21 protein-coding genes, 1 tRNA gene and 4 pseudogenes are annotated in these 21,227 nt (G+C 68.0%); 12 read left to right on the top strand and 14 right to left on the bottom strand.

The features are described 5' to 3' along the window. Positions 1-430: 430 nt before the first annotated feature. Positions 431-1,030 (top strand): hypothetical protein, encoded by a 600-nt coding sequence (locus tag EAS64_RS41295; protein ID WP_145862172.1) that lies wholly within the window; start codon positions 431-433, stop codon positions 1,028-1,030. A 16-nt stretch (positions 1,031-1,046) separates the two neighbouring features. On the opposite strand, the gene EAS64_RS41290 is transcribed toward EAS64_RS41295, so the two are convergent. Both EAS64_RS41290 and EAS64_RS41285 read right to left on the bottom strand, forming a co-directional pair. Continuing rightward, positions 1,047-1,646, bottom strand: a complete 600-nt coding sequence (locus EAS64_RS41290) for a hypothetical protein (RefSeq protein WP_222850005.1) — start codon at positions 1,644-1,646, stop codon at positions 1,047-1,049. Positions 1,647-2,145: 499 nt separating this feature from the next. Then, on the bottom strand, positions 2,146-2,946 hold the full coding sequence (locus EAS64_RS41285; RefSeq protein WP_145862170.1) for a TetR/AcrR family transcriptional regulator: 801 nt from the start codon (positions 2,944-2,946) through the stop codon (positions 2,146-2,148). Positions 2,947-3,689: 743 nt separating this feature from the next. On the opposite strand from EAS64_RS41285, the gene EAS64_RS41280 reads away from it, so the two are divergent. The 3 genes from EAS64_RS41280 (at position 3,690) to EAS64_RS46540 (ending at position 5,238) form a co-directional block, all read left to right on the top strand. Next, on the top strand, positions 3,690-4,727 hold the full coding sequence (locus tag EAS64_RS41280; RefSeq protein ID WP_145862169.1) for a LacI family DNA-binding transcriptional regulator: 1,038 nt from the start codon (positions 3,690-3,692) through the stop codon (positions 4,725-4,727). Between the two features lie 169 nt (positions 4,728-4,896). Then, positions 4,897-4,973: transfer RNA gene (locus EAS64_RS41275), tRNA-Met, on the top strand. A gap of 82 nt (positions 4,974-5,055) precedes the next feature. Beyond that, positions 5,056-5,238, top strand: coding sequence for a hypothetical protein (locus tag EAS64_RS46540; RefSeq protein ID WP_246116129.1), 183 nt, complete (start codon positions 5,056-5,058; stop codon positions 5,236-5,238). A gap of 18 nt (positions 5,239-5,256) precedes the next feature. Here the strand turns inward: EAS64_RS46540 and EAS64_RS47795 are convergent. After that, a pseudogene (locus EAS64_RS47795) lies at positions 5,257-5,853 on the bottom strand (tyrosine-type recombinase/integrase); the annotation flags it as partial. Positions 5,854-5,885: 32 nt separating this feature from the next. Then, positions 5,886-6,527: a TMEM175 family protein gene (locus tag EAS64_RS41265; protein ID WP_145862168.1), complete on the bottom strand. Its 642-nt coding sequence runs from the start codon at positions 6,525-6,527 to the stop codon at positions 5,886-5,888. Between the two features lie 221 nt (positions 6,528-6,748). Between EAS64_RS41265 and EAS64_RS41260 the strand changes: the two genes are divergently transcribed. Continuing rightward, entirely contained in the window at positions 6,749-7,174 is a 426-nt protein-coding gene (locus EAS64_RS41260; protein WP_145862167.1) for a hypothetical protein, read from the top strand. A gap of 271 nt (positions 7,175-7,445) precedes the next feature. After that, positions 7,446-8,357, top strand: coding sequence for a hypothetical protein (locus EAS64_RS41255; protein WP_145862166.1), 912 nt, complete (start codon positions 7,446-7,448; stop codon positions 8,355-8,357). A 22-nt stretch (positions 8,358-8,379) separates the two neighbouring features. On the opposite strand, the gene EAS64_RS41250 is transcribed toward EAS64_RS41255, so the two are convergent. The 3 genes and pseudogenes from EAS64_RS41250 to EAS64_RS47790 all read right to left on the bottom strand — a co-directional run. Further along, positions 8,380-9,288 carry an SAM-dependent methyltransferase gene (locus EAS64_RS41250; protein ID WP_145862165.1) on the bottom strand — a complete coding sequence of 303 codons (909 nt, stop codon included), beginning with the start codon at positions 9,286-9,288 and terminating at the stop codon, positions 8,380-8,382. Positions 9,289-9,438: 150 nt separating this feature from the next. Next, positions 9,439-10,146 carry a hypothetical protein gene (locus EAS64_RS46530; protein WP_246116127.1) on the bottom strand — a complete coding sequence of 236 codons (708 nt, stop codon included), beginning with the start codon at positions 10,144-10,146 and terminating at the stop codon, positions 9,439-9,441. Positions 10,147-10,277: 131 nt separating this feature from the next. Next, positions 10,278-10,712 (bottom strand): annotated as a pseudogene (locus EAS64_RS47790) (RNA polymerase sigma factor); the annotation flags it as partial. A gap of 449 nt (positions 10,713-11,161) precedes the next feature. Between EAS64_RS47790 and EAS64_RS41240 the strand changes: the two are divergent. Further along, positions 11,162-12,496 (top strand): hypothetical protein, encoded by a 1,335-nt coding sequence (locus tag EAS64_RS41240; RefSeq protein ID WP_145862163.1) that lies wholly within the window; start codon positions 11,162-11,164, stop codon positions 12,494-12,496. Between the two features lie 107 nt (positions 12,497-12,603). Here EAS64_RS41240 and EAS64_RS41235 read toward each other — a convergent pair whose 3' ends face one another. The 3 genes from EAS64_RS41235 to EAS64_RS41225 are packed head-to-tail and all read right to left on the bottom strand — an operon-like array spanning position 12,604 to position 14,090. After that, positions 12,604-13,002, bottom strand: a complete 399-nt coding sequence (locus EAS64_RS41235; RefSeq protein WP_145862162.1) for a nuclear transport factor 2 family protein — start codon at positions 13,000-13,002, stop codon at positions 12,604-12,606. Between the two features lie 35 nt (positions 13,003-13,037). Next, positions 13,038-13,574: a histidine phosphatase family protein gene (locus EAS64_RS41230; protein ID WP_145862161.1), complete on the bottom strand. Its 537-nt coding sequence runs from the start codon at positions 13,572-13,574 to the stop codon at positions 13,038-13,040. A 9-nt stretch (positions 13,575-13,583) separates the two neighbouring features. Beyond that, positions 13,584-14,090: a GNAT family N-acetyltransferase gene (locus EAS64_RS41225; protein WP_145862160.1), complete on the bottom strand. Its 507-nt coding sequence runs from the start codon at positions 14,088-14,090 to the stop codon at positions 13,584-13,586. A 43-nt stretch (positions 14,091-14,133) separates the two neighbouring features. Between EAS64_RS41225 and EAS64_RS41220 the strand changes: the two genes are divergently transcribed. The 4 genes from EAS64_RS41220 (at position 14,134) to EAS64_RS41205 (ending at position 16,915) form a co-directional block, all read left to right on the top strand. Further along, complete coding sequence (locus tag EAS64_RS41220) at positions 14,134-14,697, top strand: GNAT family N-acetyltransferase (protein WP_145862159.1); 564 nt, start codon at positions 14,134-14,136, stop codon at positions 14,695-14,697. Positions 14,698-15,009: 312 nt separating this feature from the next. Continuing rightward, a complete protein-coding gene (locus EAS64_RS45325) occupies positions 15,010-15,186 on the top strand; it encodes a hypothetical protein (RefSeq protein ID WP_222850004.1) in 177 nt (58 codons plus the stop codon). A 58-nt stretch (positions 15,187-15,244) separates the two neighbouring features. Then, a complete protein-coding gene (locus EAS64_RS41210) occupies positions 15,245-16,357 on the top strand; it encodes a threonine aldolase family protein (RefSeq protein ID WP_187366550.1) in 1,113 nt (370 codons plus the stop codon). Between the two features lie 21 nt (positions 16,358-16,378). Then, entirely contained in the window at positions 16,379-16,915 is a 537-nt protein-coding gene (locus tag EAS64_RS41205) for a GNAT family N-acetyltransferase (protein ID WP_222850003.1), read from the top strand. Here EAS64_RS41205 and EAS64_RS41200 read toward each other — a convergent pair. From EAS64_RS41200 to EAS64_RS41190, 3 genes and pseudogenes are all read right to left on the bottom strand, one after another. After that, positions 16,885-17,385: a GNAT family N-acetyltransferase gene (locus EAS64_RS41200; RefSeq protein WP_145862157.1), complete on the bottom strand. Its 501-nt coding sequence runs from the start codon at positions 17,383-17,385 to the stop codon at positions 16,885-16,887. The two genes, EAS64_RS41205 and EAS64_RS41200, sit on opposite strands and share 31 nt — an antisense overlap. A gap of 20 nt (positions 17,386-17,405) precedes the next feature. After that, positions 17,406-17,891, bottom strand: a pseudogene (locus EAS64_RS41195) (nucleotidyltransferase domain-containing protein); the annotation flags it as partial. Between the two features lie 198 nt (positions 17,892-18,089). Continuing rightward, the gene (locus EAS64_RS41190) at positions 18,090-20,006 is read right to left on the bottom strand and encodes an HNH endonuclease signature motif containing protein (RefSeq protein ID WP_145862155.1); all 1,917 of its coding nucleotides are present in this window, start codon (positions 20,004-20,006) and stop codon (positions 18,090-18,092) included. Positions 20,007-20,136: 130 nt separating this feature from the next. On the opposite strand from EAS64_RS41190, the pseudogene EAS64_RS41185 reads away from it, so the two are divergent. Continuing rightward, positions 20,137-20,250 (top strand): annotated as a pseudogene (locus tag EAS64_RS41185) (VOC family protein); the annotation flags it as partial. 62 nt (positions 20,251-20,312) lie between these two features. Here EAS64_RS41185 and EAS64_RS45320 read toward each other — a convergent pair. Next, a complete protein-coding gene (locus EAS64_RS45320) occupies positions 20,313-20,648 on the bottom strand; it encodes a hypothetical protein (protein WP_222850002.1) in 336 nt (111 codons plus the stop codon). Between the last annotated feature and the right edge of the window lie 579 nt (positions 20,649-21,227).

The raw sequence follows: 21,227 nt of genomic DNA, 5'->3' as shown, positions 1-21,227 counted from the left end.
GGGGGCTGCGCGCCCTTGCGGAAGCGGCCGCGGCTACGTCTCGCGTTTCCTTCAGGTAATGCAATGGGTATTGCATCTGCCAGTGCGGATGCACGTGAAGTCACAGGATCAGGCGCAAAACGGAAACTTTATGATAAAGAACGATGGGTTCGTCTTACTTGTCTTGACATAAGCCACGGTCGACCGCGTAGAAATCGTTCTTGGGGCGTCAGAAGATCCAGGGCGGGATCTTCTCTGCCGCCGACCGCGCAACGGGCCGCTTCCGGGTAGCCTGGCGCGCGGGACCGACGAAGCGATGAGCGGCGGGGGATCCTTGACGGAGTTTACAGAACCGGGGCAGCGTCCTCGTACCCGCGAGGCCAACTCAGCTGACGGGCCTGCGCCGCTGGCGAGCCGTGTGGTCCGCGTGTCACTTGGCCGCGGGGAGTGGATGCTGACGCTTCCTCCGTCCAGGAGCGCCACGGCGCAGCATCTGCGCCAGGCTGCCAGCATCCTGGCCGGCCGGATCCGGGGTGAGTCCGGCGCCTCCAGGCAGTGGATACAACGAGTCCCAGGCAAGACCATCGACGCGCAGCTCGGCCCGGCCGTGCTCTACTGCACCTTGACGCGCACCGTGCTGTGCTGCCCGGAAGAGCAGATCGCCGAAAGTGCCGCGCTTGGCATTTCGGCCCTGTCCGCGTATTTCGAATACAGGCACGACGGGATGGTGCTGGCGGTAAACCGGGTTCCCTGCGATGACTTGCCGGTGGTGCTGCATCCCGCGGCCATCGTTGCGCATGCGGCCGGAGCTGCCCTCCGGGCGCAAGTGTACGTTTGCGCAAGCCTGGTAAGCCGGCCGCTAGCCGCCGCGATCGAGCGGCTCGGCACCGCCTGGCTCGCCTACGCCGGGTCGGCGGGCGTGGTGGCGGCGAGCCGTCCAGCCGTATCCTGCCGTCGGCGGAAGGCACGTGGCCCGGCCGGCGCCTGCGATCCGCTCCCGCGCCTGGCCCGCGCCCCGCGGTGGACACAGCGCCCTGGTTACCTCGCCTGACCGAGGCGCCGCCGGTCTAGCCGCGCACCGCCACCAGCTGCGCATGAGCCGTCCACACGTGACCGATCATGTCGGCAAGCCCCGCGTCGATCAGCCGTTCGCAGATCAGGAAGACGCATGACCTGGGGCTCACCGCAACGGCGACAGGGTGCACCGGACTGTCGTGGCTGACTTGTTCGACCGTGATCGTGCGGGCTGCGTCCCCCGCACGGGGGCGGGAGAAGATCTCAGCCTCGTTGGCGACCGTCGACAGGGCCGCGGCGCCGAGGGCTTCCAGCTGGGCGGCCGGACAGTAGAGCACCGCGGTTCCGTGCCGGTAGTGCAGGACAGCGCCGATGTCCGGCGTTCCCTGACTGGAGCGCACGCGAACGATGGCCGTGGCCTGTGTCGGTGCGAACCGGAACCGCGCCTCCCCTGCCAGGATCCCGGCTAGCCCACGCGTGATCTCCGGGTTCGCACTGCCCGTTCCCGGCGGAGGAACGGCAAGGATCCACTCGTGAGCAGAAATAAGCGTCCTGGCCATGTTTCTGCTGCTCTTCGGCCACGCCGGACTGAGCAATGCCGCTCCGCCGGTTCCCGGCAGGGCCTCGATGGCCACAGATACATGCTGCTTCACGGTGCCCCCACCTGATCATCGCCGACGGCCGCGCGGACGGCGTCCAGCCTCGCAACGCAGTGCGCGGGGAGTCAGGCCAGACGGCTGGCCGAGGCCAGCCCACCAAAAGGGTGCAAGCGCAGGCTAAGCAATTGCGTCAACGGCTGTCAATGCCTTCCCGCGCCACGCTTCTGACACCTGAAACCCTTACGGCGCCGACGGTTTGGTCTCTCATATGCACCTGGGAACGATGCTCACCCAAAGGTCGGTATGGTTACCATCTCCTGTGGTATGGTCCTGCTTGATCACGGAAGGTAGTCAAGTAGCAGCCGTGAGGTGAGCAGGCTCTCCATCCGCGGCTGACTTCTGAACTTGCCGGTTCCCGTACTCGAACCAGCTAGGGAGCGATGATCAGGCCGCGCCCAATGAGGGAGAGAGTCGGCCGTCGCCGCTGGCCCTGCACCCGCGAACGAACAGGGGCCGTCCGCGGGTGCAGGGCCGCCGAATCCTGACAGGCGGACTAGCTGTCGGCCTGGCGCGGAATGGCCCCGACCCGGTCCTGGCCAGCGTCGTCCGGTGCAGTTAGCAGCCCAGGCATCTTCTTGTTCACGAAATCTGCGGCGGCGGCCAGTGTTTCGCGGTCGAGGGCTTTGCCGCCCTGGGGCTGGGCGACGATGACCATGACGGTGGCGCCTGGATCGCCATCGCTAGCCGGGATCTCGACTTCGGCGGTTGTCAGCGTATGACCGCGGACCGACCGGGCGAGGATGCCGAGCAGCACGTCGAACCCGGCCTCGTCGCCAAGCGGGACGGACGGGTCGCCTGGGCCGCTGCCGAACTCGCGCAGCAAGAACTCGGTCATCAGTTCCGGCTCACCGCGCGCCAAACCGAGGTCAGACATCGCCGCGGTGATCTCCGCATGGAATGCCTCACGCACCTCTTCAAGGGCTTTCGCGGCCGCGACCGCTCCCGGCACCGGCCGCGAGCCAGTTGCCGTGGCGGCCCAGTTTCGCATGGCCGCGTCGGCGGCAGGCGACTCGGCCGCGCGCCGCCGCAAGGCCCGTAGCCGGTCAAGCGGGTCGCGGATCAACTGAACATACTGCGCATCCCGCTCGCGCTGCTGGCGGCGATCTTCCGACCAGGCTGCCAGCACGACGCCGTACCAGTCCTCCGCGTTGCGGAAGTAATGGGTGAAGCTGCCCTTGGTCACGCCGAGTTTCCGTGAGGCCTCGTCGATGGTGATCTCTGCCAGGTAGCTGCCCTCGGCGAGCAGGCGCAGCCCGTGGTTCACCCACTCCTGGCGGTCCACCGCCTTAGTCATTGCAGGCCCCCACTCCTGGCCGGCACGACGGTAGTGCGAAGGATTGCATCCCTGCCGTCACTCATGGGCTTCCCCCCACAGTTACCGCCCCATGGTAAGCCCTGGGGACGGGATTCTCACGCTCGTGCCCGAGTGGCCAGTGGGTCGGCAGAGCGCGTGTACGGCCAGGCAGGGGGCCGCGGGGGGGTGTCTGGTTGCCTGTCATGACTTCTCTCGCAGAGCCGGCGTTGGCGTGCTGCCAGGAAACGGAGTTACGGTCAGACGGCCGGGAGGCTGAGGGGACATCCCGTACATACTGCCGCAAGAGTCCCGTACATACTGCCGCAAACGGGGCAGATGAAACATCCGTCATGCAACCGTTTGCCCGGCGAGTGCAGAGACAGGACGAAGCTTACCGTGCGCCGTCGGATTGTCACTGAAATGCAAGATTTCCCTGAACACGTTCCGTCACGGGTCATCATCCGTTTGCGAAATCTGGCTCACCAGAAGCTCCGGTTATCCCTTGACATACCGACGGGCTTGGTTAACATATCTCTCGGTATCACCCCTGTGACCCCTAGTACCGGTGTAGTCGGGGGGCTACCCGCTGGAAGGGGACACGCCGCCGCGGTACCGCGCCGTCAATCGCGGTGCCGCGGCGCAATTAAGCCTGCTCGACACCGCCTCTTTGGGAGCGTAATGACCCTGCTCGACGTGACGGCCGTCCCCGGTTCCCGTCGCCGTCATTTCATTGGATTGATCCCGTGAGCCACCTCGCGGTGGGACCGCCCGCCGTCCGGATCCGTGACGTCGCCGCCGCCGCAGGCGTCCACCCCTCTACCGTCTCGCGGGCGCTGAACGCCGCGACCCGCAGAATGATCACACCCGCCACCATAATGCGCATTGAGCAGGCGGTTAACACGCTTGGTTACGTGCCCAACCAGGCCGCGGTCACGCTCCGCACGCGCAGCAGCCGCACTGTTGGCCTATTGGCCAGCGGACTGGGCGGCCCGCTGCTGCGCGGGGCGGAAACCGTGCTGCGTAGCGCTGGCTACATGATGATCGCCGTCGCCGCGCCCACCGCCGACTCCACCGAGGCGGCCGTCAGCGGGCTACTTGGCCGGCAGACGGATGGCATTATCGTGGCCACGTCCTGGCCGGAGGGGGACCGGCCGACGTCGCTCATCGGCAGGGTCCCGGCGGTCTCGACCTTCGGACCTGCCCCTTACTCGGTTGCCCCTGACCTCAGAGCCGCGGCCTACCTGGCAGCGGCGCACCTGGCCGAGCTCGGTCACGAGACGGTGGCCTGCGTCAGCGCACCTGGCGCACCGCTCGACTGCGAGCTTCTCGCCGCCGCTGCCCGTACCGCAGGGCTTACCGTCCCTGAGGAACTCGTCGCGATCGCGGATGGCCTCACCGTCAACGGCGGCGAGCGCGTCTGCGGCAGGCTCCTCAGCTCCGGCGTCCCGTTCACAGCGGTTCTCACCGGCAGCGACATTCTCGCCGCCGGGTGCTGCACTGCCCTCAAGGCGGCCGGCCGGCCGTGCCCGGCCGCCGTTTCTGTCACAGGCGTCGGCGACCTGCCGCTGTCTGCCATCCTGCCGGTGCCGCTGACAACCATCAGGCTGCCCTGGTTTGAAGTCGGCGTGAAGGCCGCACAGTTGCTGCTCGCCCGGCTCCGCCACCCGAGCGAGCCCGAAAGAGAGATCCGCCTGCCTGCTGCACTCATTCCGCGAAGTTCGACGGGCCCGTTGTGCGTGCCGTACCCGAGAACTTCGGCGGACTCGTTGAGTGTGCCGTAGCGAGCAGAGGGGGCGGGCCGCGGGCGCGCAAGCGCCCGCGGCACGATCTCGCCAAGGCCAGGCATAGGTGCCAGGTGCCAGGTGGGCCTCGCGTGACTCTGGCCGTCTCCTGCCACACCGGCAACTGATTTGCTTACAACGCCAAGAGTTCATAGAGTGTGGTTACCGACGCGGGGTGGAGCAGTTCGGTAGCTCGCTGGGCTCATAACCCAGAGGTCGTAGGTTCAAATCCTACCCCCGCTACCAAGGTCAAGGCCCGGTTCTCGAACAGAGAGCCGGGCCTTTGACTTGTAGTTGTGCACGGATTTGTGCACGGGAACCTTCGTTCATGCCTCGTCGGCCCGGTCGGGCGCGTCGCCTGGTCGTCGGCCGTAGTGTCTTCGGTCACAAGCAGGCCGCCGATGATGAGGTCAGCGAGCGTGTTCGCAACCTCGCGGTCGGCTTCGAGGTCGGTCTGCACGTCCTGCTTCATCGTGAACGCGACGTCGGCATGCCCGATGCGCTTGGATAGCGACTTCCAGTCGATCTTCGCGTTGCGGCCCGCGGTCGCATAGCTGTGGCGGACGTCGTGCAAGTCGATCTCCGGCAGGTCGGCCGCCTTGGCCAGTCGCTTGAAGCGGCGGGTGATCGTGTCGGGATGCGGAGGCTTGCCGTTCTCCCAGCAGAACAGGACGCCGTCATCTTCGTACTCCGGCCCGAAGTCCTTGCGCTCCTGGTCGAGCATTTCGACGTGGGACTTGAGGACGGCTTGGGTGAACGGGTCCAGCGCCAGGAGGTGCTGCGCGTTCTCCGTCTTGCCGTCCGACTCGATCACCTTGCCGTCGACGACGACGCGTGTCTTCTCGATCTGAAGTGTTCCGGCGTCGAGGTCGAGCAGGTCGACGCGTGCGCCCGCCAGATCCGATGTGTGTTGACGACCGTCTTGGGTTCGAGACCAGGAGGCAGCGCCGCCTTGCGGTCGGCGTTCTTCGCTCCTTGCCGAATTGGCTTGCTCGACTCGACCGGCTGACCAAGGCGGCGCCTGCGGCGCCGCTGCCCCGCTCCCGCGCCGGGCTCGGCCTTGGGAGGCCCGCCCGGCGCAAGCCGGGCCACACCGGCAGTACACACGGATCAAGATGGCGCTCATACGCCACTCAGGCCGGTGCAGCGATTAGCGGTCTACGTATGCCGGAATAGCGCCCGTGCGGTCTCTCGGAACGGCACCACTAGGTACACCGCGAGACCGAAGTAAAGCGCTACCGCCAGTCTCGGCAGGGCGAGCCCGACGAGGATCGCGATCACGTACCCGGTGACGACGGGCAGGAATTTCCGTTGTGTGCTCTGCAGCTCCTCGCCCTCTCCTTTCTGCGAGTAGAGGTGCTCGCGCCGCGCATACGCGTCCAGGGCGGCCCCCAGGACGCGGATTGCCAGGAGCGTGAGCCCGTACAGGGTGACGTACACCCGTTCGAAGCTGGCGTTATGCAGGGCTTCCGCGATGAGCCGGGTCGGGAACGGCAGGAAGACCACCACGAGCAAAACGAGCAAGTTAAGTCGCAGGAAGAGCGAATCAGTCCGCGCGAGGCGATCGGTCAAGGCGGTGTGGGCGAGCCACGCACCGCCGATCGTCAGGAAGCTGATGACGTAGGCCAGGTAGAAGGGCCAGGCATGAAGCACCTGCTGCAGGGCTGTGCCCGGCGGGCGAACCGCGAGGTCCAGGACGAGCAGCGTGATGGCGAAGCCGAACACGCCGTCGCTGAATCCTTCCATCCGGTCCTTGCTGAGAACCCGGCCACCGTGCGGACGGTCTGGGTCAGCTGGCACGGCACTGCCTCCTTCCCGTCAGCGAGCCGGATCGACTCCCTGATTGTCAGTCGTCACAGGTCGGATGGTCTTCACTCCCAGGGGGTGAAGTGCGGCCACGACGCCAGCGCGCATCCTGGCATTGACCGACAAGACAGCGTGGCCCTGGGTTGGCGATATGTGCCTGCCGAGCACGGAGGTCTTTCGCTGCGTGACCGAAACCACCGCATCCTGGAGGACACATGAGACCGGTAAGTGCACCGGACACGCACAGGTGGCTGCTGCTTCCGGCCGCCGTCCTGATCCTGGCCGGGCTGGCCGCCGGATGCAGCAGCAGCAAGCCCGCCTACTGCACCGACGCCGCCAACCTCAAGACCTCCGTCCAGAACCTCGACAATGTCGACGTCGCCAAGAACGGCCTCAGCTCCCTGCAGACCGCGCTGAACAGCGTCAAGACCAACGCAGCATCGTTTTCCGCCAACGCGAAATCCGCGTACCCGTCGCAGACCGCGGCACTGAACACCTCGCTGACCGCCCTGCAGACCGCGATCACCTCCGCGAAGGGACAGTCACGCGTAACCGCGGCCAGAGCGGTCGCGCCAGCGGTCACCCAAGTCAAGAACTCAGCCAACGCGCTGCAAAGCGCCGCATCGGGCAAATGCCAGTGAACATCACCCCTGTGGGCGAAACCGGGAGACCGGCAAGGGATATCAGGAAGGCGACGGCCACCAGGACGACGAGCAGGTCAGCGAGACGCGCCGAGACGCGGGAGACGCCCAAGACGCACGTCGTATGGCTCATAACCCAGAGGTCGCAGGTTCAAATCCTGCCCCCGCTACCAAGGTGAGAGGCCGGATCCGAATGAGGATCCGGCCTCTTGCTTGTTGTCTGCGCCGGATGCCGCTTCTAGTTTTGCGGGAGCTGGTCCACAATCGGACCATGCGCACGCCGGAGAAGGTGCTGTCATTTGCCTGCCTGGCAGTGGGCGGTGCTGCTGCGGGGTATGTCTACTTCGTCCGAGTCCTTCGACCTGCGCCGCCTGCGGTCGCATGCCCTTCGGGGCTGGTTGACGACTGGCGCTGCGCCTCCTACCAGGTCATCGTCTCGAAGCCGTTTTTCCTTCTGGCCGGCGCCTTGATCGGAACCTGGTTCGCCTACGCGCTGGTGAGGCTCTACACGGCTCCAGGACCAAGCTTCACCTGGCGCGAGGGCTTGGTAACTGCGCCGCCGGTGCTGGCCATGACCGCCTGGATCATTGCGTTGCACCCCGGCGTGAGCTGGTTCTGGGCGGACAGTCTCGGGTGGTGGGAGGTGCTTTTCTTCCTCCTAGCGGCCGTCCTGGTTCGGCTTGCGATCGGAGTCGCATCGGTCGCGAAGGTGCGGGGCGGCCTCATCCTGGCCTTTGGCGTGCCGATCATTTTCGCTAGCCTCGGGTACGCCTACATAACGCTCTTCCAGTTGCCCCCGGTCGGGCATTCATGCCCGGCATTCGCACAGGCATCCGACTGCACCTACCACCCGCTCATCGGCGAGAGCAGACCGTGGGTCTTCCTCGGTCTCTTGGCAGGCATATGGCTGGCGTATGCCGTTGCGGTCGGCGTGGCGGGGGCGCCGCGGCGGACCCTGGACTGGATAGAGTGCGCGATCGTGCTGCCCACGATGACGGCTGTGATCTGGTGGGCGCTGGCCGTTGGCCCTGACCAGGCGGGCGGAGGCTACGTAGATCGCTTCGTCCTCGCGGTATGCCTTACCGCAGTCCTCAGGCTCCTCCTCGGTGCGAGGATCGTAAGTAGAGAGGTGTCGGGCATGCTCGCCAAACTCGGCATGGTAAGAAAGACGGCGGCCAGCTGACAGTTCGACCACCGCCTGCGCATCATGGGCGAGTCCTGAGCCGCTTCCTTCCTACACCGCCGAGGACGCGGATTTGCCCGGTTTTGGCGGGCGTGGTGCAGCGCCACCGGGCTACGTCAGTCAGGCCTGGCGCGGCGAGGTCCAGTTCGTTGAACAGGTCACGGATGGCGCTTCCGGCGCGGGGGACCACCGGGCTGGTTGCCCCCAGGTATGCGTCCGTGATCTCGTCGATGATGGTCTTGTCCGCGCCATCGGTGGCCACATGCGAGATGACCAAGTAACTGCCCGGGACCATCTGTCGCTGGAGCGCGGCGACGATCTTCCGGGGTTGTTCGTCCTCGGTGATGAAATGAAGCACCGCCACGCACAGCAACGCGACCGGCTGCGACAGGTCGATCCGGTCGGTTAGTTGCGAATTGGTGAAGACGGCCTCGGGTTGGCGGATATCGCCGTCGATCACCGTCACTCCATCGTCCTGGCCGCACAGCGCCCGGCCGTGAACCGTGACGACTGGGTCGTTGTCGACGTAGACGACCCGCGCGTCTTGCTGGATTCCCTGCGCAACCTCGTGCACGTTCGGCGAGGTGGGCAGCCCGGTTCCCAGGTCTATGAACTGCCGGATGCCCTTGCCGGCCAGGAACTTCACCGCGCGCTCAAGGAACCGTCGGTTCGCTAGGGCGAGCGTCCGGGCCTGCGGGTAGGCGGCGATGACCCGTTCCGCCGCTTCCCTGTCGGCGGGAAAGTGGTCCTTCCCGCCGAGGTAGTAGTCATACATTCGCGCCGGGCTCGGAACCCCGAAATCAGGCATCGTCGGCTGACTCCTGCTCATCCCGGCCCCCATCTCGAATCCGGTGAAGCGGCTGTGCCATGCCATCACCATGTCTCGCGAATCGGTGAACAGCCCGGCCTTGCCGAGCCCGACCCGGAACACGGCTCCTCAATGCGTTAAACCGATTGGAGCGCTAGAGGCGTTACCGAAGCGTGCATGACCGCGTTGATCATCGACCTGACGGTCCGTGGCAGCACATGCCAGTGCACGGGAACCCGGGCCAGGGCCGGCGGCGGAGAAGTAAGGAACAGCTCAGCTGCTCCCCTTGTCCTTACTCTTCCCCTTGCCCTTCCCCTTGGCCTTCGCCTTCCCGTTCCCGTTGCTTTTTGTTTTTCCTTTTGCCTTCCCGTTTCCGTTGTTGCCCTTAGCGTTGCTGCTCGCCGCGCTCGTGGGGGCCGTCGGAGTTTTCGCTCCGCTTGTGGCGGGACCCGCGCTCGGGCCTGAGATCTTCCCGGTGTCTCCGGCGCTTGGCACAAGATGACTGGCGCTCACGCTGAGAGTGGGCGCGCCGCTACCGCTGTGCGACGGGCCCGTCAGGGCGGGCGCGGGCCAGCCAGGCGCGGGCCCGGGCGCGCCGAACGTGCTGTGTGCGAACCGCTGCAGCGGCGCGGGCAGCGCATTCGCGACAGCCGTTCCGCACAGCCCCGCCGCGAGGGCCGTCGTGATCGCGGCGACCAGGATGGGAGTCTTTCTGGCGTGCGGGCGCTTGAGTGTTTGCTTTACGGCCCGGGTACGCAGGGGACTAGTTGCCAGCACGAACGCGTCGATGGCGGCTGCCTCGTCGGACAGCTCACGTTCAGTACCGGGCTGGGCTGCCGCTTTAAGGACCGCCGCCAAGGCGTGCTGGGAGCCGGAGGCATCGGGACACGGGTCGAGGCCTGCCAGCAGTCGCTCGGCGATCGCGTCATCGAGCGATCGTCCGGGAGCGCCAGGCCAGCGCAAGCGAGGGAGGTGCAGCATCTTAGCCAGAAGACTGTTGGACGCTGGCATAACGTTATGGCTTCCTGTCCAGATGCCACGGTCCTGATATGACGCGGCCTGTAGGTTGCGCGTCCCGTCACGGAGGCATCGCCGTCGAGCCGCGCGCTCAGGGAGCGCAGCCCGCGGTGGGTCGCGACGCGGACCGCGCCCGGGCTCTTACCGACGATCCTCGCGACCTTGGCAACGTCAAGCCCGGCCACGACACGCAGAATGACTATCTCGGCCTGCTCACGCGGCAGCGTTGCGATGAATGCGAGTGCTGCCTCGGTTGATATGCCTTCCAGGACCCTGGCGGCAGTGTCGTCGGGCGCGGGCCGGTCCATGCGCTCGGTATCCGCCGTGGACCGTTCCGGATGCCTTGTCTCGTATCGCCGCAGGTCGATCACCCGACGGCGGGCCATGGTGAAGAGCCAACCGCGGAATTCCAGCTCGCCGCCGCGAAACCGGGCGATCCGCCTCGCGACTTCAAGCCACACTTCGCTAGCTAGATCCTCGGCCGCCTCTCCAGCCGACAGTCGCAGGTAACGCAGCAGCATCGGGTGCATGTCCCGCCACAATCTGCCGAAGGCAGCGCCATCCCCAGTGGCCGCACAGCGTAGCACTTCGCGGAATTCCGGACCCACCACGGAATAAACGTAAGTGACGCATGCCTGCCTGTCACCTTTTTCGAGAGGCCTTCTCCGTTGCCCTGATCACATGAACCAGATGCAGGCAAATTTGAAACGTAAAAGTATCATTTCAAACACTGTGGACAACTGATGACTTTCTAATTCTCCGTTCCGGTGTAAGGGCGCCCCGCGGACCAGTATCCAGCTCATCGAGGTTTGCGGATGGACCCGGAGCCGCGGGCGGGTTAGGCTTCGCGTGTCGGCGTGAGAGGGCGCCGCCGGGTTCGCGGGCAGGACCTGAGTCCACCTCTGTTCCGGGTAGTACGTTCCGGCAAGACCGTCTTCTTACCGAGCCCACATGCGAGCCTGGGCCGTGAGGAGACATCATGCCCGAGCTTCCGGACCGCCCTAACCTCGACCAGCTTCGCCGCCAGGCCCGCGAGCTGCTTCGCGGAGCCGCCGACGGCGAGCCATCTGCCCTGATCCGGCTCCGTGCGGTCTCAGCACGGGTATCGCTGTCGGCGGCCCAGTTGGCGCTGGCCCGCGAGTACGGCTTCGCCAGCTGGCCAGCGCTGCACGCCGAGGTGCAGCGCCGCCTGACCGAGCTGCCCGCTCCCGGGGAGGAAGCTGGGCGGGCCGGGACTCGCTGGTCGTTCGGCGGAGCCGCCGCCATCCAGACGGCGGCGGGAACGCTGTATCCGGGCGTGCTCGTCGCGAGCCCGGGCGATGCCGCCTTGGACGCATCGCTGATGGTCAACGGACAGCGCCAGGGCCGGCTCGCCGTACCGCCTCGTGATGGAAGCGCGAGGCAAGCGTGGGCGTTCGCGGAGAGCGACGCCCTCAGTGCGCTCGCCGAGACCGTCATCGGAACCGTAGCGCTCACCGACGACCAGGGAACGACCTACGTCCTGCGGGTCAGGGAGATCTCGGGCAGCCCGGGGGGCCAGGGCAGAGAGGACGAGCCGGTGTCCCTGCGCCTTGCGGTGGAACCGGTTCCCGCTCGGGATCGCGGCTGGCTGGAACTGCGCGGCCAGCACGGATCCGCGGCCCGGCTGGTGCCGTCCGCGCGCCCGGATGCGCGCGTCAGCCGCCTGGCGCCGGTGCCGGAGGGTCCCGCCGCGCGGGAACTGTCGGATCTGGCCCTGTACCTGATCGGCCTCATCGGGATCGACCAGAATGACATGGAGCGGCGCTGCGCTGCCGTGCTCGCCAGGGCGGCGGATGTCGAGCAGTCAGCCGAGGCAGGTACCGCCGGCGACCTCCCCGGCCAGCTGGACCGGCTTTGCGCCTTCCTCACCGGCCGCGGCCCGGCCGACGGGCTTCCCCGCGGATGGTCCGGCATGATCAGCGCCGCGAAGCGCGCTGACGGGGCGCAGCTGCATCTTGACATCTCCGCCGCCTTGCCACCGGTCGACGACATCGTAGTGCGGGCCGACAGTCTTGTCTCCGAGCCGGAATCCTGGAGGGTGTATCTGCGCGCCGAACCCGGCTGGTGGACCTACAGCGCCGACCGGGACCACAAGTGGGCTGCGATGCTGGTCCGCGCCGAAGACGACCTCGGCGGCCTGTACCTGAGCCAGTTCGGCGGCAGCACTGGTGACGGCGACCACGAGGAACTTGTCTTGCGGTTCCTGCCCAGGCTCAACCCGCTCGCCCGCGCCCTGACCCTGACATTCACCCGTGCAGCCCAGCAGGCAACCATCGAACTGCGGCTGCCGTGACGGCGCAAGCCGGTGGTAGGGCTGAATGGCAACTGTCACGGGCGTGTCAGGTCGCGGGATAGGGCGGAGCCACGAAACCGTTCGGGATCACGAATTTGATCTTGTCGTCAGTCGGCGATCAGGTCCTCGTCGGAGACGGCGGCGGACACGTGCAGCTGCACCAGCTTCCACGTGCCGTGCTGCCGGACGGCTACCCCGGTCATGCGCAGCGGGATGGTCTTGGCGGGGAATTCGAGTGTCACCTGATCCGCGAACCAGCCGGTGTCGCCGGAGGCCCAGCCCACCGGGGAACCGGGCTCGAACGGAATCCCGCCGTGCTCGGCGAAGTTCTGGTCGACCCGCCTCCTGGCATACGCATCGCCGGTGAACCACTGGTCCGCGCCGTTGCCGACGACCGTGGTCGCCTCGCTCTCCGCGAAGAGGCCGGCCACGGCGACCGGGTCACCGGCCTTCATGCCGTTCAGCCACGACACGGCAAGCTGCTCAACCTCAGGGGACCGTTCCATGTGCCCAAATCTATTGCCTGCGCTGCGGACCCCGGCTAGCCGAGCCGGTACTCCCAGCCTGGCCGCCAGGCGAAGTCCTGCCCGATGAGGTCTTCGAGCGCCGCGCCGCCGATGAAATGGTCCAGGCCCCAGCGGGTGGCCACGTGCCCGATGACGAGAACACGCTGCCCGTCCCAGCGCAACGGCAGGTCAGCGAGAAAGCGGCCGACGCGCGCAACCGCCTGCCGCCAGCTTTCACCGCCCGGATAGGGCCGGTCCAGGTGCCCGAGCCGCCCCCGGTGCATCTCGTCTGCGGGCATCCCGTTCAGCTGCCCGTAGTCGCATTCGCGCAGCCTCCAGTCATGCAGCACCGGAATGCCTGACCCGTCGAACGCAATGGAGGCCGTCTGGATGGCACGGTCCAGGTCAGAGCTGAACACGGCGGCGATGCCGTCATCGCGGCGACGGCCGCCCATATCCCGCGCCTGCACCCGGCCCTGCCCGGACAGCTCGCCGGGCAGCCACCCGGTGGCGCGGCCAGATTCGTTGTCGACGGTCATGGCATGGGTCTCGAAGACAAGCGCGATTGCCACCAGGCAACCCTACGAACCGGGGGTCGCGGACAGGTCGCGCGCGTACCAGATGCCTTCCTTGCCGCCGATCTCGGCCGGATCTGCCTGGCCGACCGGGACGAACCCGGCCTTGGCCAGCACCCGCTGCGACGCGACGTTGTCATTGCTTGTCGCCGCCTTGAGCGTGCGGATGCCGTGCCGCGACGGCGCGAGCCTGCACAGCTCAAGCACCGCCGAGGTCGCCACGCCGCGCCCCGCGGCCCGCTCCGCTACCCGGTAGCCGAGCTCCGCCGAGCCGTCCTTGATCTGGGCCAGGTTGAACCTGCCGAGCACTGAGCCATCGTCGTCGACGAGCACGTAGCAGGCGCGGACGCCGGCCGCCTGCTCGGCGATCAGTTCGCTGTGCTGCTCGGCGAAATGCTCGAAGAACTCATCACCACGGTCAGAGATGGAGCGCGCGAAGAACGCGCGATTGACTAGCTCGAAGTCCAAGACCGCCGAGGCATGGTCGGCGCGCAGCAGTTCCAAGGTGGGCACTGGTCAACTGTAACGAGGAGCCCTGGCCGGCAAGACTCTTGCCATGACGACGACTCCCATGACGATCATGCGGAACAACGCGGAGATCAGGTTCCGCGTCGCCCGGCATGATCAAGCGGCGGACGTACTTTCCGTGCTCGACGAGGCGGCGGCCTGGCTCCAGACACGTGGCATCGCCCAGTGGCCCGCGCGCTTCGAGCCAGCCTGGGTGGAGGACGCGATCCGCCGCGGCGAGACCTGGCTGGTCGAGACTGACGGCTTGGTCGAGGCGACCGTCACGCTTGACTGGTCCGACCCCGTGTGGGCGGACACCGAAGGCAGCGCGGGGTACGTGCACCGGATGGCCGTGCGACGCCAGGGCGCGGGCCTCGGTCGCGTCATTCTCGACTGGGCGGCGGAGGTCGCGCGGCACCGTGGCTGCGGGGCGCTCCGGCTGGATTGCGTGACGTCCAACGGACGGCTGCGCGCCTATTACGAGGCGGCGGGATTCGAATGGCGGGGCGATGTGACGGTGGGCGGAGCCCCAGGCCAGCGGCTTGACGAGGGGCCGGTGACCCAGATCAGCCGCTACGAAATGCCGCTTCACTCGGCCGGGGTGATGGCCTAGCCAGGCGCGGGGCCGCACACTGCCAGCCATGGAGACCCTGCTGACGTCATGGAACGACGCCGAGGCCCGCGACGCGATCGTTGCCTTCGTCCGTTCGGTGAGCGGCGAAGGCTCCGCTTCCTTCGTAGTACCAGCGGAACGGGTGGCGGTCTTCGACAACGACGGCACCCTGTGGAGCGAGAAACCCATCCCGATTCAGCTCGACTTCACCCTGTTCCGCATGGCGGAGCTTGCGCGTCAGGACCGAGCGCTGCTGGACAGGCAGGCCGCCGCCCCATCCTGGCCTGCGGCAACTCCAACGGCGACCTGCCTATGCTGCGCTTCTCCCGTACCGCGGGCCGCGCCGCGCTTCCGTTGCTCGTCCTGCACGATGACGCCGAGCGCGAGTTCGCCTACACCGCGGGCGCCGAGGAGGCGCTCGCGTGGACGAAGCAGCACGGGACGATCGTGAGCGTCAAGCGAGACTGGTCTGCCGTCTTCCCCAGCTGAGGCCTCGCGCGAAACCGCGACGGGTCATTCGCGCGGTTTGCCGCCTAGCATGACGGTCATGTCCTCCGACGATCTCGCCACTCGCATCCGCGCCGCATCCAGGTCGTGTCCCCGGGCCGTCTCCGGGCCGGTCTTCCGTCCGCCGTCGCAGGCCTTCGCGGACCTCGCGCGCGCGTGCGCCGAGCTCGGCGTCGACGAATGGGATACGTACGGCGAATCCGGTCCGGTCGAACGGCTCGAGTCGGAGCTCACGGAGCTCTTCGGAGTGCAGGCGGCCGCGTTCTTTCCGAGCGGGGTGATGGCGCAGCAGGCGGCGCTCCGGGTGCACACCGACCGAGCCGGGACGCGCAAGGTGGCACTGCCCGACCTGAGCCACCTGCTGGTTCACGAGGAGGACGGCCCTCGCCTGCTGCACGGTCTCGAGATCAGCCTGCTGACCCGCGGCTTCCAGCCCCCGGCCGCGCAGCATGTGGAGGCGATCCCCGGCCGGCTCGGCGCCGTGCTCGTCGAACTGCCGCTGCGTGACGCCGGCTGCCTGCTGCCGAGCTGGGAGGACCTCACCGCGCTTTCCGAGGCTTGCCGTGCGCGCGGCGTCGCGCTGCACTTCGACGGCGCTCGCATCTGGGAGTCGCAACCCTGGTTCGGCCGCCCGCTTTCGGAAATCGCCGCACTCGCCGACTCGCTGTACGTCTCGTTCTACAAGGGGCTCGGCGGCCTGGCCGGCGCGGCGCTGCTCGGCCCCGCCGACTTCATCGCCGAGGCGAGACTGTGGCGGCGCCGCCACGGCGGCACCGTCTACCGTCTCACCGCCGAGGCCGTCTCCGCGCTGGCGGGCCTCCGCGACCAGCTGCCGAACATACCGGCCGCGGTGGCGTGGGCCAGGGCGTTCGCGGCCGAACTCCCGTCATTCATCGCGGTGCAGCCGGGTGTGCCGCACACCAACCAGTTCCACGTGTACGCCGCCGGCTCCGCCGACGCGGTCAACGAGCGCGTCCTGGCGATCATCGAGGAGCGCCGCATCGGCTTCCCCGCCTGGCACCCGGCGCAGGAGCCGGGCCGGATCACGACCGAGTTCGCGGTCACCGGTGCGGCGCTCGCACTCGATCCCGCCGAGATGGCGGCTCTTGTCGCCGCGGTGGCCGCGCCGAGCGCCGCCCCTGCCCGGCACTAGCCCATTGATTAATCTGAACGGGTGCATGGTGCCATGGTCAGGCCCGCACGCGTCGAAGACGCGGGGCAGATAGCGCTGGTCCATGTCCGGTCATGGCAGGGCGCTTATCGCGGCCTGATCCCGCAGGCCTTCCTGGACGGTCTCGATGTCGCTCAGCGGACGCGGACATGGGAGCGCGCGCTGGCGGAGACCGATAACCCAAGGGCCGGCGTGCTTGTCGCCGATGACGGCGGAAGCGTGGTCGGCTTCGTCGGCTACTTCCCGAGCCGCGACCCCGACGCGGACCCGGACCTAATCGGCGAGATCGGCGCGATCTACGTGCTGCCGGGCGCCTGGGGCGGCGGGAGCGGCAGGCGGCTCATGGAGGCGGCGCTCGGCCGTCTCGCCGGCGCGGGCTTCACGCAGGTGACACTCTGGGTGCTCGACTCCAACGACAGGGCACGCCGCTTCTACGAGGCGGGCGGCTGGTCCGCCGACGGGGCGGCGAAGCAGGACGACAGCCGGGGCTTTCCGCTCAGCGAGGTCCGCTACCGCAGGTCCTTGTCCAGTTTGAGCTGAAGCGCGGTGTTCCCTGGCTCGGTGAAGCCAAGCGAGCGGTAGAGCGCGATGCCGTCATCCGTCGCGTTCAGTTTGATCACAAGGGCCGGGGTTTCGTCGCGAAACCAGGTGAGGAGTGCCTCGAGGCACGACCTGGCATAGCCGAGGCGACGGAAGCGGGGGTCGGTGCTCATGTTGAAGACGTGGCCGTGCACGCCGCTTAGGTTGCCTGGCGTGGGAGCGTGGTCATCGCAGACGCCAACCGCGCAGCTGACGACCCCGAAGTCCGGTTCGTCGATGACGAAGGCGGCGAAGTCCTGCCCGTCACGCAGTCGCCGGGCGAACCACTCCTCGGTCACGCCGTGCCAGCGCGGGTCGCTGCCCTCGTGCAGCCGCCCCATGTCGGAAAGCATCTGGGCCCGCAGCCGGGTAAGCGCCTCCGCGTCACCGGCTACCGCCCGGCGCACCGCATGCGTCCGCCGCGTCGTCATTCCGTGCGTTCTCCTCTCTCGGCGCGACCCCACCAGACCTGCGGTGCGCGGCGCCGCAGCGCGTCCGGGTAGTCGGGGGTAGGCAATGTGCCGCACAGCACCCGCTTGACCGACAGTTCCGCGAGAACCAGGTAGGTCGGAATGCCCGCCAAGTGAAACAGCAACGGCTCGATGGCGAACCGCCCCTCACGGGACGCGGCGATCTCCCGGTCTACGACGTCCAGGTCGCGGTAGTGGACGTCGGAGCGGCGCCCGTCGATCTCCAGCCAGGCTCCGCCGTTGAACACGCCCCTGCTCCACCCGCCGACCTCGAAGACCTCGCCGGGCCAGCCGGTGTCCCGCAGCGCCTGCGGGTCGAAGTGCCCCCGGTAGTAGACGGAGAAGTCCCAGTCGCTGTCCGGCCGGTGCGTGCCCTCGGCCCGCGAGCCACCAAGCGTGACGGCCTCCACCGCCGGCAGTTCCCCGAGACGCTCCCCGACGTAAGCGAGGAATGCGTCATCGTCCACACGAGGACGCTAACAGCCGCCCCTGCCAGGGGGCATCAGGTTTTCAGGTGGCGGAGCTGCTGCTGGCGGGCCTGCTGCTGCTGGCGGGCCTGCTGCTGGCGGACCCGCTAGTAGCAGACTCGCCAGTCGGCGGGCGCAGTCCGTAGTCGCTGACCGCGCTTTCAGATGCTCGGCCCCGGGTTCGGGCGGCCCGAGTGTTCAGACTTCGTATTCCGTTGGCGTTGTGGTGTGGGTGCGCCCGGAGGGGAGGGTCCACCGCATGACGCCGGGTTCCGGCTGTTCTACGTGCCAGCCGGGTGCCTGCTTGCACCGGTGGTGCCGCCTGCATTTCGGGGCGAGGTTGCACTGGCAGGTGGGGCCCGATGGATGCGGCGTTGTGTGGTCGACGTCGCAGTGGACGGCCTGGGCTAGGCAGCCGGGTGCGGTGCAGGTCGCGGTGCGGGCGCGGACCAGGTGACGGAGCACGCGGCTTGGCAGGTACTGGCTCTCGGCGCTGGCGTGGTCGCAGCCGCCGTCGGCGATCGGGCGGAAGGTGACGTTGAGGCGGCGGAAGAGTGCGGCCAGCTGGGCGCCGGCCTCTGGCGGGGGATGCGCGGGCAGAGCGGTATGGGCTGCGCTGGCGGACCCGTGCGGCCGGGCGGCCGTCTGTGGTGGCGGATGCGCGTGGCTGGCGGGGTGCGTGCTGTCGGCGGGTAGGTCCGCGATCCAGGGGTGCTGGCCGTGGGCGCAGGCGTGCGCGATGGCGGTGCCCTCAGTGCCGATGATCGTCACGCACCAGCGGGTTCTGGGATGGCGGGCGGCGGCGCGGGTGATGTCGCGTGTCTCGTCGGCGTCGAGCAGCCCCCATGCGTCGGCCTGGGCGGGGGCCGTCGACCAGCCCAGCAGCGTGCCGGCCGGGACGAGAAGGTTGATCAGCGCCGGGACCGGAGCTTGGCCTGGGTCCCGGTCAGCGGCTGGGGCTTGAGTGGGCCCCGGCTGCCGCGGTCCTGTGCTGCCCGCGGCCGGTGAAGGGCTTGCGGGATCGCCTGTGGCCGGATCGCCTGTAGCTGGGTTGCCGGCGGCCGGATCGCCGGATGCCGGGTGGCCCGCGTGAATGAGGTCGAGCGGGTCGCGTCCTTGGGTGAGCTCGGCCAGGACGCGGAGCCTGAGCGTGCCGAGGGTGCCGTCCATTCCGGCGTTGCGCAGCCGCACCGCGATGGCGTCCATGTAGGCCTTAGACGCCATGGCGTCGGCGGTGTCCATCTCGCGGCCGGACAGTGCGGCGTTGCCGGAGAGCTCGCGGCGTACCTCGACTCGCTGGCTGATGCGCCGCTCGCGTTCCTTCCGTGCCCTGACCGCTTCGGGAGCGAGCTTCATTTCCATGGCCGCGGCCTTGCGGGCGAGCTGCTCGATCCGCTTCTCTACGGCGTATGCGGACAGCGCCTCATCGGCCGTCGCCACGTCGGTGTCGCTGAGGCTGCGGACATAGTCGGAGATGACAGCCGCCCGCCGGGCGTCGATCAGGCCCTGCGCCATCCCGGTGAGCGTCGCGGGAAGGCGGGCGGTCAGCTGCTGCGCCGTCTCGATCCTGGCCGCGGCTTCGCAGCCGGTGATGCGCAGTTCCGCGGCGAGTTCCTCGCCGGGGAACTCGCCGGCCCGGCAGTGCAACCGGACGCCGCGTGCCGTGTCCGCGGCGAACTCGGCCTCCCGGCGGCGGGCGAACTCGGCGATCACCAGCGTCTGCTTCCACGCCTCCCGGTTCTGCAGCCGCTGCGATGCGCGGAGCAGGCCTATCAGCTGGTCGTCGTCGAGTCGGCCCAGGTCATCGACCGCCTGCTCGGTAAGCGCGGCGAGCACCGGGCCGGGACGGAGCGTGTCCGCCGCCGTACCCTGCCCGAACTGCTGCCCCAGTGACTGCCCGCCAAGGCCATCAGGTCCGCACATGACGGCAAGGAGTTCCCGGTCGATGCCGGTGGCGTCGCCGAGGCTGATCGTCAGCCCCTGAGCCGACTCCCGCTCCGGCGGAACGGGGTTGCGTCCCGCGTCGATTTCCCGGGCAAGCCACGCGGTCCATGCGTCGAAGTCCGACTCGGGACCTGGATCGGGAAGTTGATCCGGCAGTACGAACTCGCTCACAGGTCGGACCTCCTTCCGAATGTCCGCGGCTCTATCGCTGACTATACGAACATCTTAGCGAGGCCATCCGACATTCCGCCGGAAGCGCGGTGCGAGTTTTCAAGATCTTTTCAAGTTGACCCCAGACTTTGTGGTTGCGCGCCTGAGGGATCTCGCCGCGACACCCGCCGATGTCGGCCAGGGCGACGTCTCGTGGACGGTACTCGCCGACCCGGAAGGCAACGAGTTCTGCCTGCTCGCGCCGGGCTAACCCAAACCCTCGTCACTCGCTCACGGCCGCGACTAACCCGGACTTTGCGACCAGGCCTAGCCCCGGACCGTGCGAACCACCTGGGCGTGCTCGCGCATGGTCTCGGTGCCGTCCTTGCCCGGCTGCCGTCCGAACCCGCAGTACATCGCAACGCCGAAGTCGGGGATGTACCTGGACGCGGTATCTACCCGGCGGCGCAGCCCGGCGACGCCGTCGATCGGCAGCACGACACCGAGGAAGACCCGGGCCTCCTTCGGCTCCAGGTCCGCCAGGGGCCGGAAGAACGAGCGGTCCTCGCTGCGCAGGTACCGCGGTCCCGCCAGGTGCAGCCAGTCGACGGTGCGCCCGGAATTGGCGACGGCGAAGTTCGCCATCCGGACCAGCAGCTCCATGTCCCGCGCCTCGTACATCGGCCACTCGGGGGAACGTCCCGTAGCACAGGTGGTAGCCGACGAGGACCTCGGATGGAATCAGCCCGGTCAGCCGCGTCACAGGCCCGGCAAACCGCTCCCATGCTCCCTCCGGCGTCCAGGCAAGCACCCGCTCAAGATCCTGGGTCTCATAGGCAAGGTCCCACTGGATGGCGAGGTCGGCCGGCGGGATCGCGGCGCAGAGCCGGGGAATCTCACGGCTAACCAGGTCCTCGAAACCGCTCGCGGCGATCGGGTAGTCGTGCGCGAAGTCGGCCTTGAAGGCGTTGAGCGCGCTGGCCGGGAACGGCAGGCAGACCTGGAAGCGGACCCCCTCGGGAATGACGCCCGCCATCCGCAGCTCACAGAACACGGCATAGGACGCGATGGCGTCGTCGATGCGCGGCCAGGAATCCCAGTGCAGCCGTTCGGTTCCCGGCCTGACGCCGAACACCGGAGTCTCGTACGCGTGTCGCGGCAACCCGGTGGGTGACTCGGTCTCCGAGAGGGTCACGATGCCCTCGTTCGGGCGGACGAGTCTTTCCCGTTCGTAACTGACCC

The sequence above is a fragment of the Trebonia kvetii genome, from assembly GCF_007827045.1.
Taxonomy (GTDB): Bacteria; Actinomycetota; Actinomycetes; order Streptosporangiales; family Streptosporangiaceae; genus Trebonia; species Trebonia kvetii.
Note: the sequence above shows the minus strand (reverse complement) of the source record. Positions and strands in the feature narration are given on the sequence as shown.

Coding starts and splice junctions, on each gene's coding strand:
- EAS64_RS41295 (WP_145862172.1), top strand. CDS start 431: ATGCTGACGCTTCCTCCGTCCAGGAGCGCCACGGCGCAGCATCTGCGC.
- EAS64_RS41285 (WP_145862170.1), bottom strand. CDS start 2,946: ATGACTAAGGCGGTGGACCGCCAGGAGTGGGTGAACCACGGGCTGCGC.
- EAS64_RS46540 (WP_246116129.1), top strand. CDS start 5,056: ATGCCTCGTCGGCCCGGTCGGGCGCGTCGCCTGGTCGTCGGCCGTAGT.
- EAS64_RS41260 (WP_145862167.1), top strand. CDS start 6,749: ATGAGACCGGTAAGTGCACCGGACACGCACAGGTGGCTGCTGCTTCCG.
- EAS64_RS41255 (WP_145862166.1), top strand. CDS start 7,446: ATGCGCACGCCGGAGAAGGTGCTGTCATTTGCCTGCCTGGCAGTGGGC.
- EAS64_RS46530 (WP_246116127.1), bottom strand. CDS start 10,146: ATGCTGCACCTCCCTCGCTTGCGCTGGCCTGGCGCTCCCGGACGATCG.
- EAS64_RS41240 (WP_145862163.1), top strand. CDS start 11,162: ATGCCCGAGCTTCCGGACCGCCCTAACCTCGACCAGCTTCGCCGCCAG.
- EAS64_RS41235 (WP_145862162.1), bottom strand. CDS start 13,002: ATGGAACGGTCCCCTGAGGTTGAGCAGCTTGCCGTGTCGTGGCTGAAC.
- EAS64_RS41220 (WP_145862159.1), top strand. CDS start 14,134: ATGACGACGACTCCCATGACGATCATGCGGAACAACGCGGAGATCAGG.
- EAS64_RS45325 (WP_222850004.1), top strand. CDS start 15,010: ATGCTGCGCTTCTCCCGTACCGCGGGCCGCGCCGCGCTTCCGTTGCTC.
- EAS64_RS41210 (WP_187366550.1), top strand. CDS start 15,245: ATGTCCTCCGACGATCTCGCCACTCGCATCCGCGCCGCATCCAGGTCG.
- EAS64_RS41200 (WP_145862157.1), bottom strand. CDS start 17,385: ATGACGACGCGGCGGACGCATGCGGTGCGCCGGGCGGTAGCCGGTGAC.
- EAS64_RS45320 (WP_222850002.1), bottom strand. CDS start 20,648: ATGGAGCTGCTGGTCCGGATGGCGAACTTCGCCGTCGCCAATTCCGGG.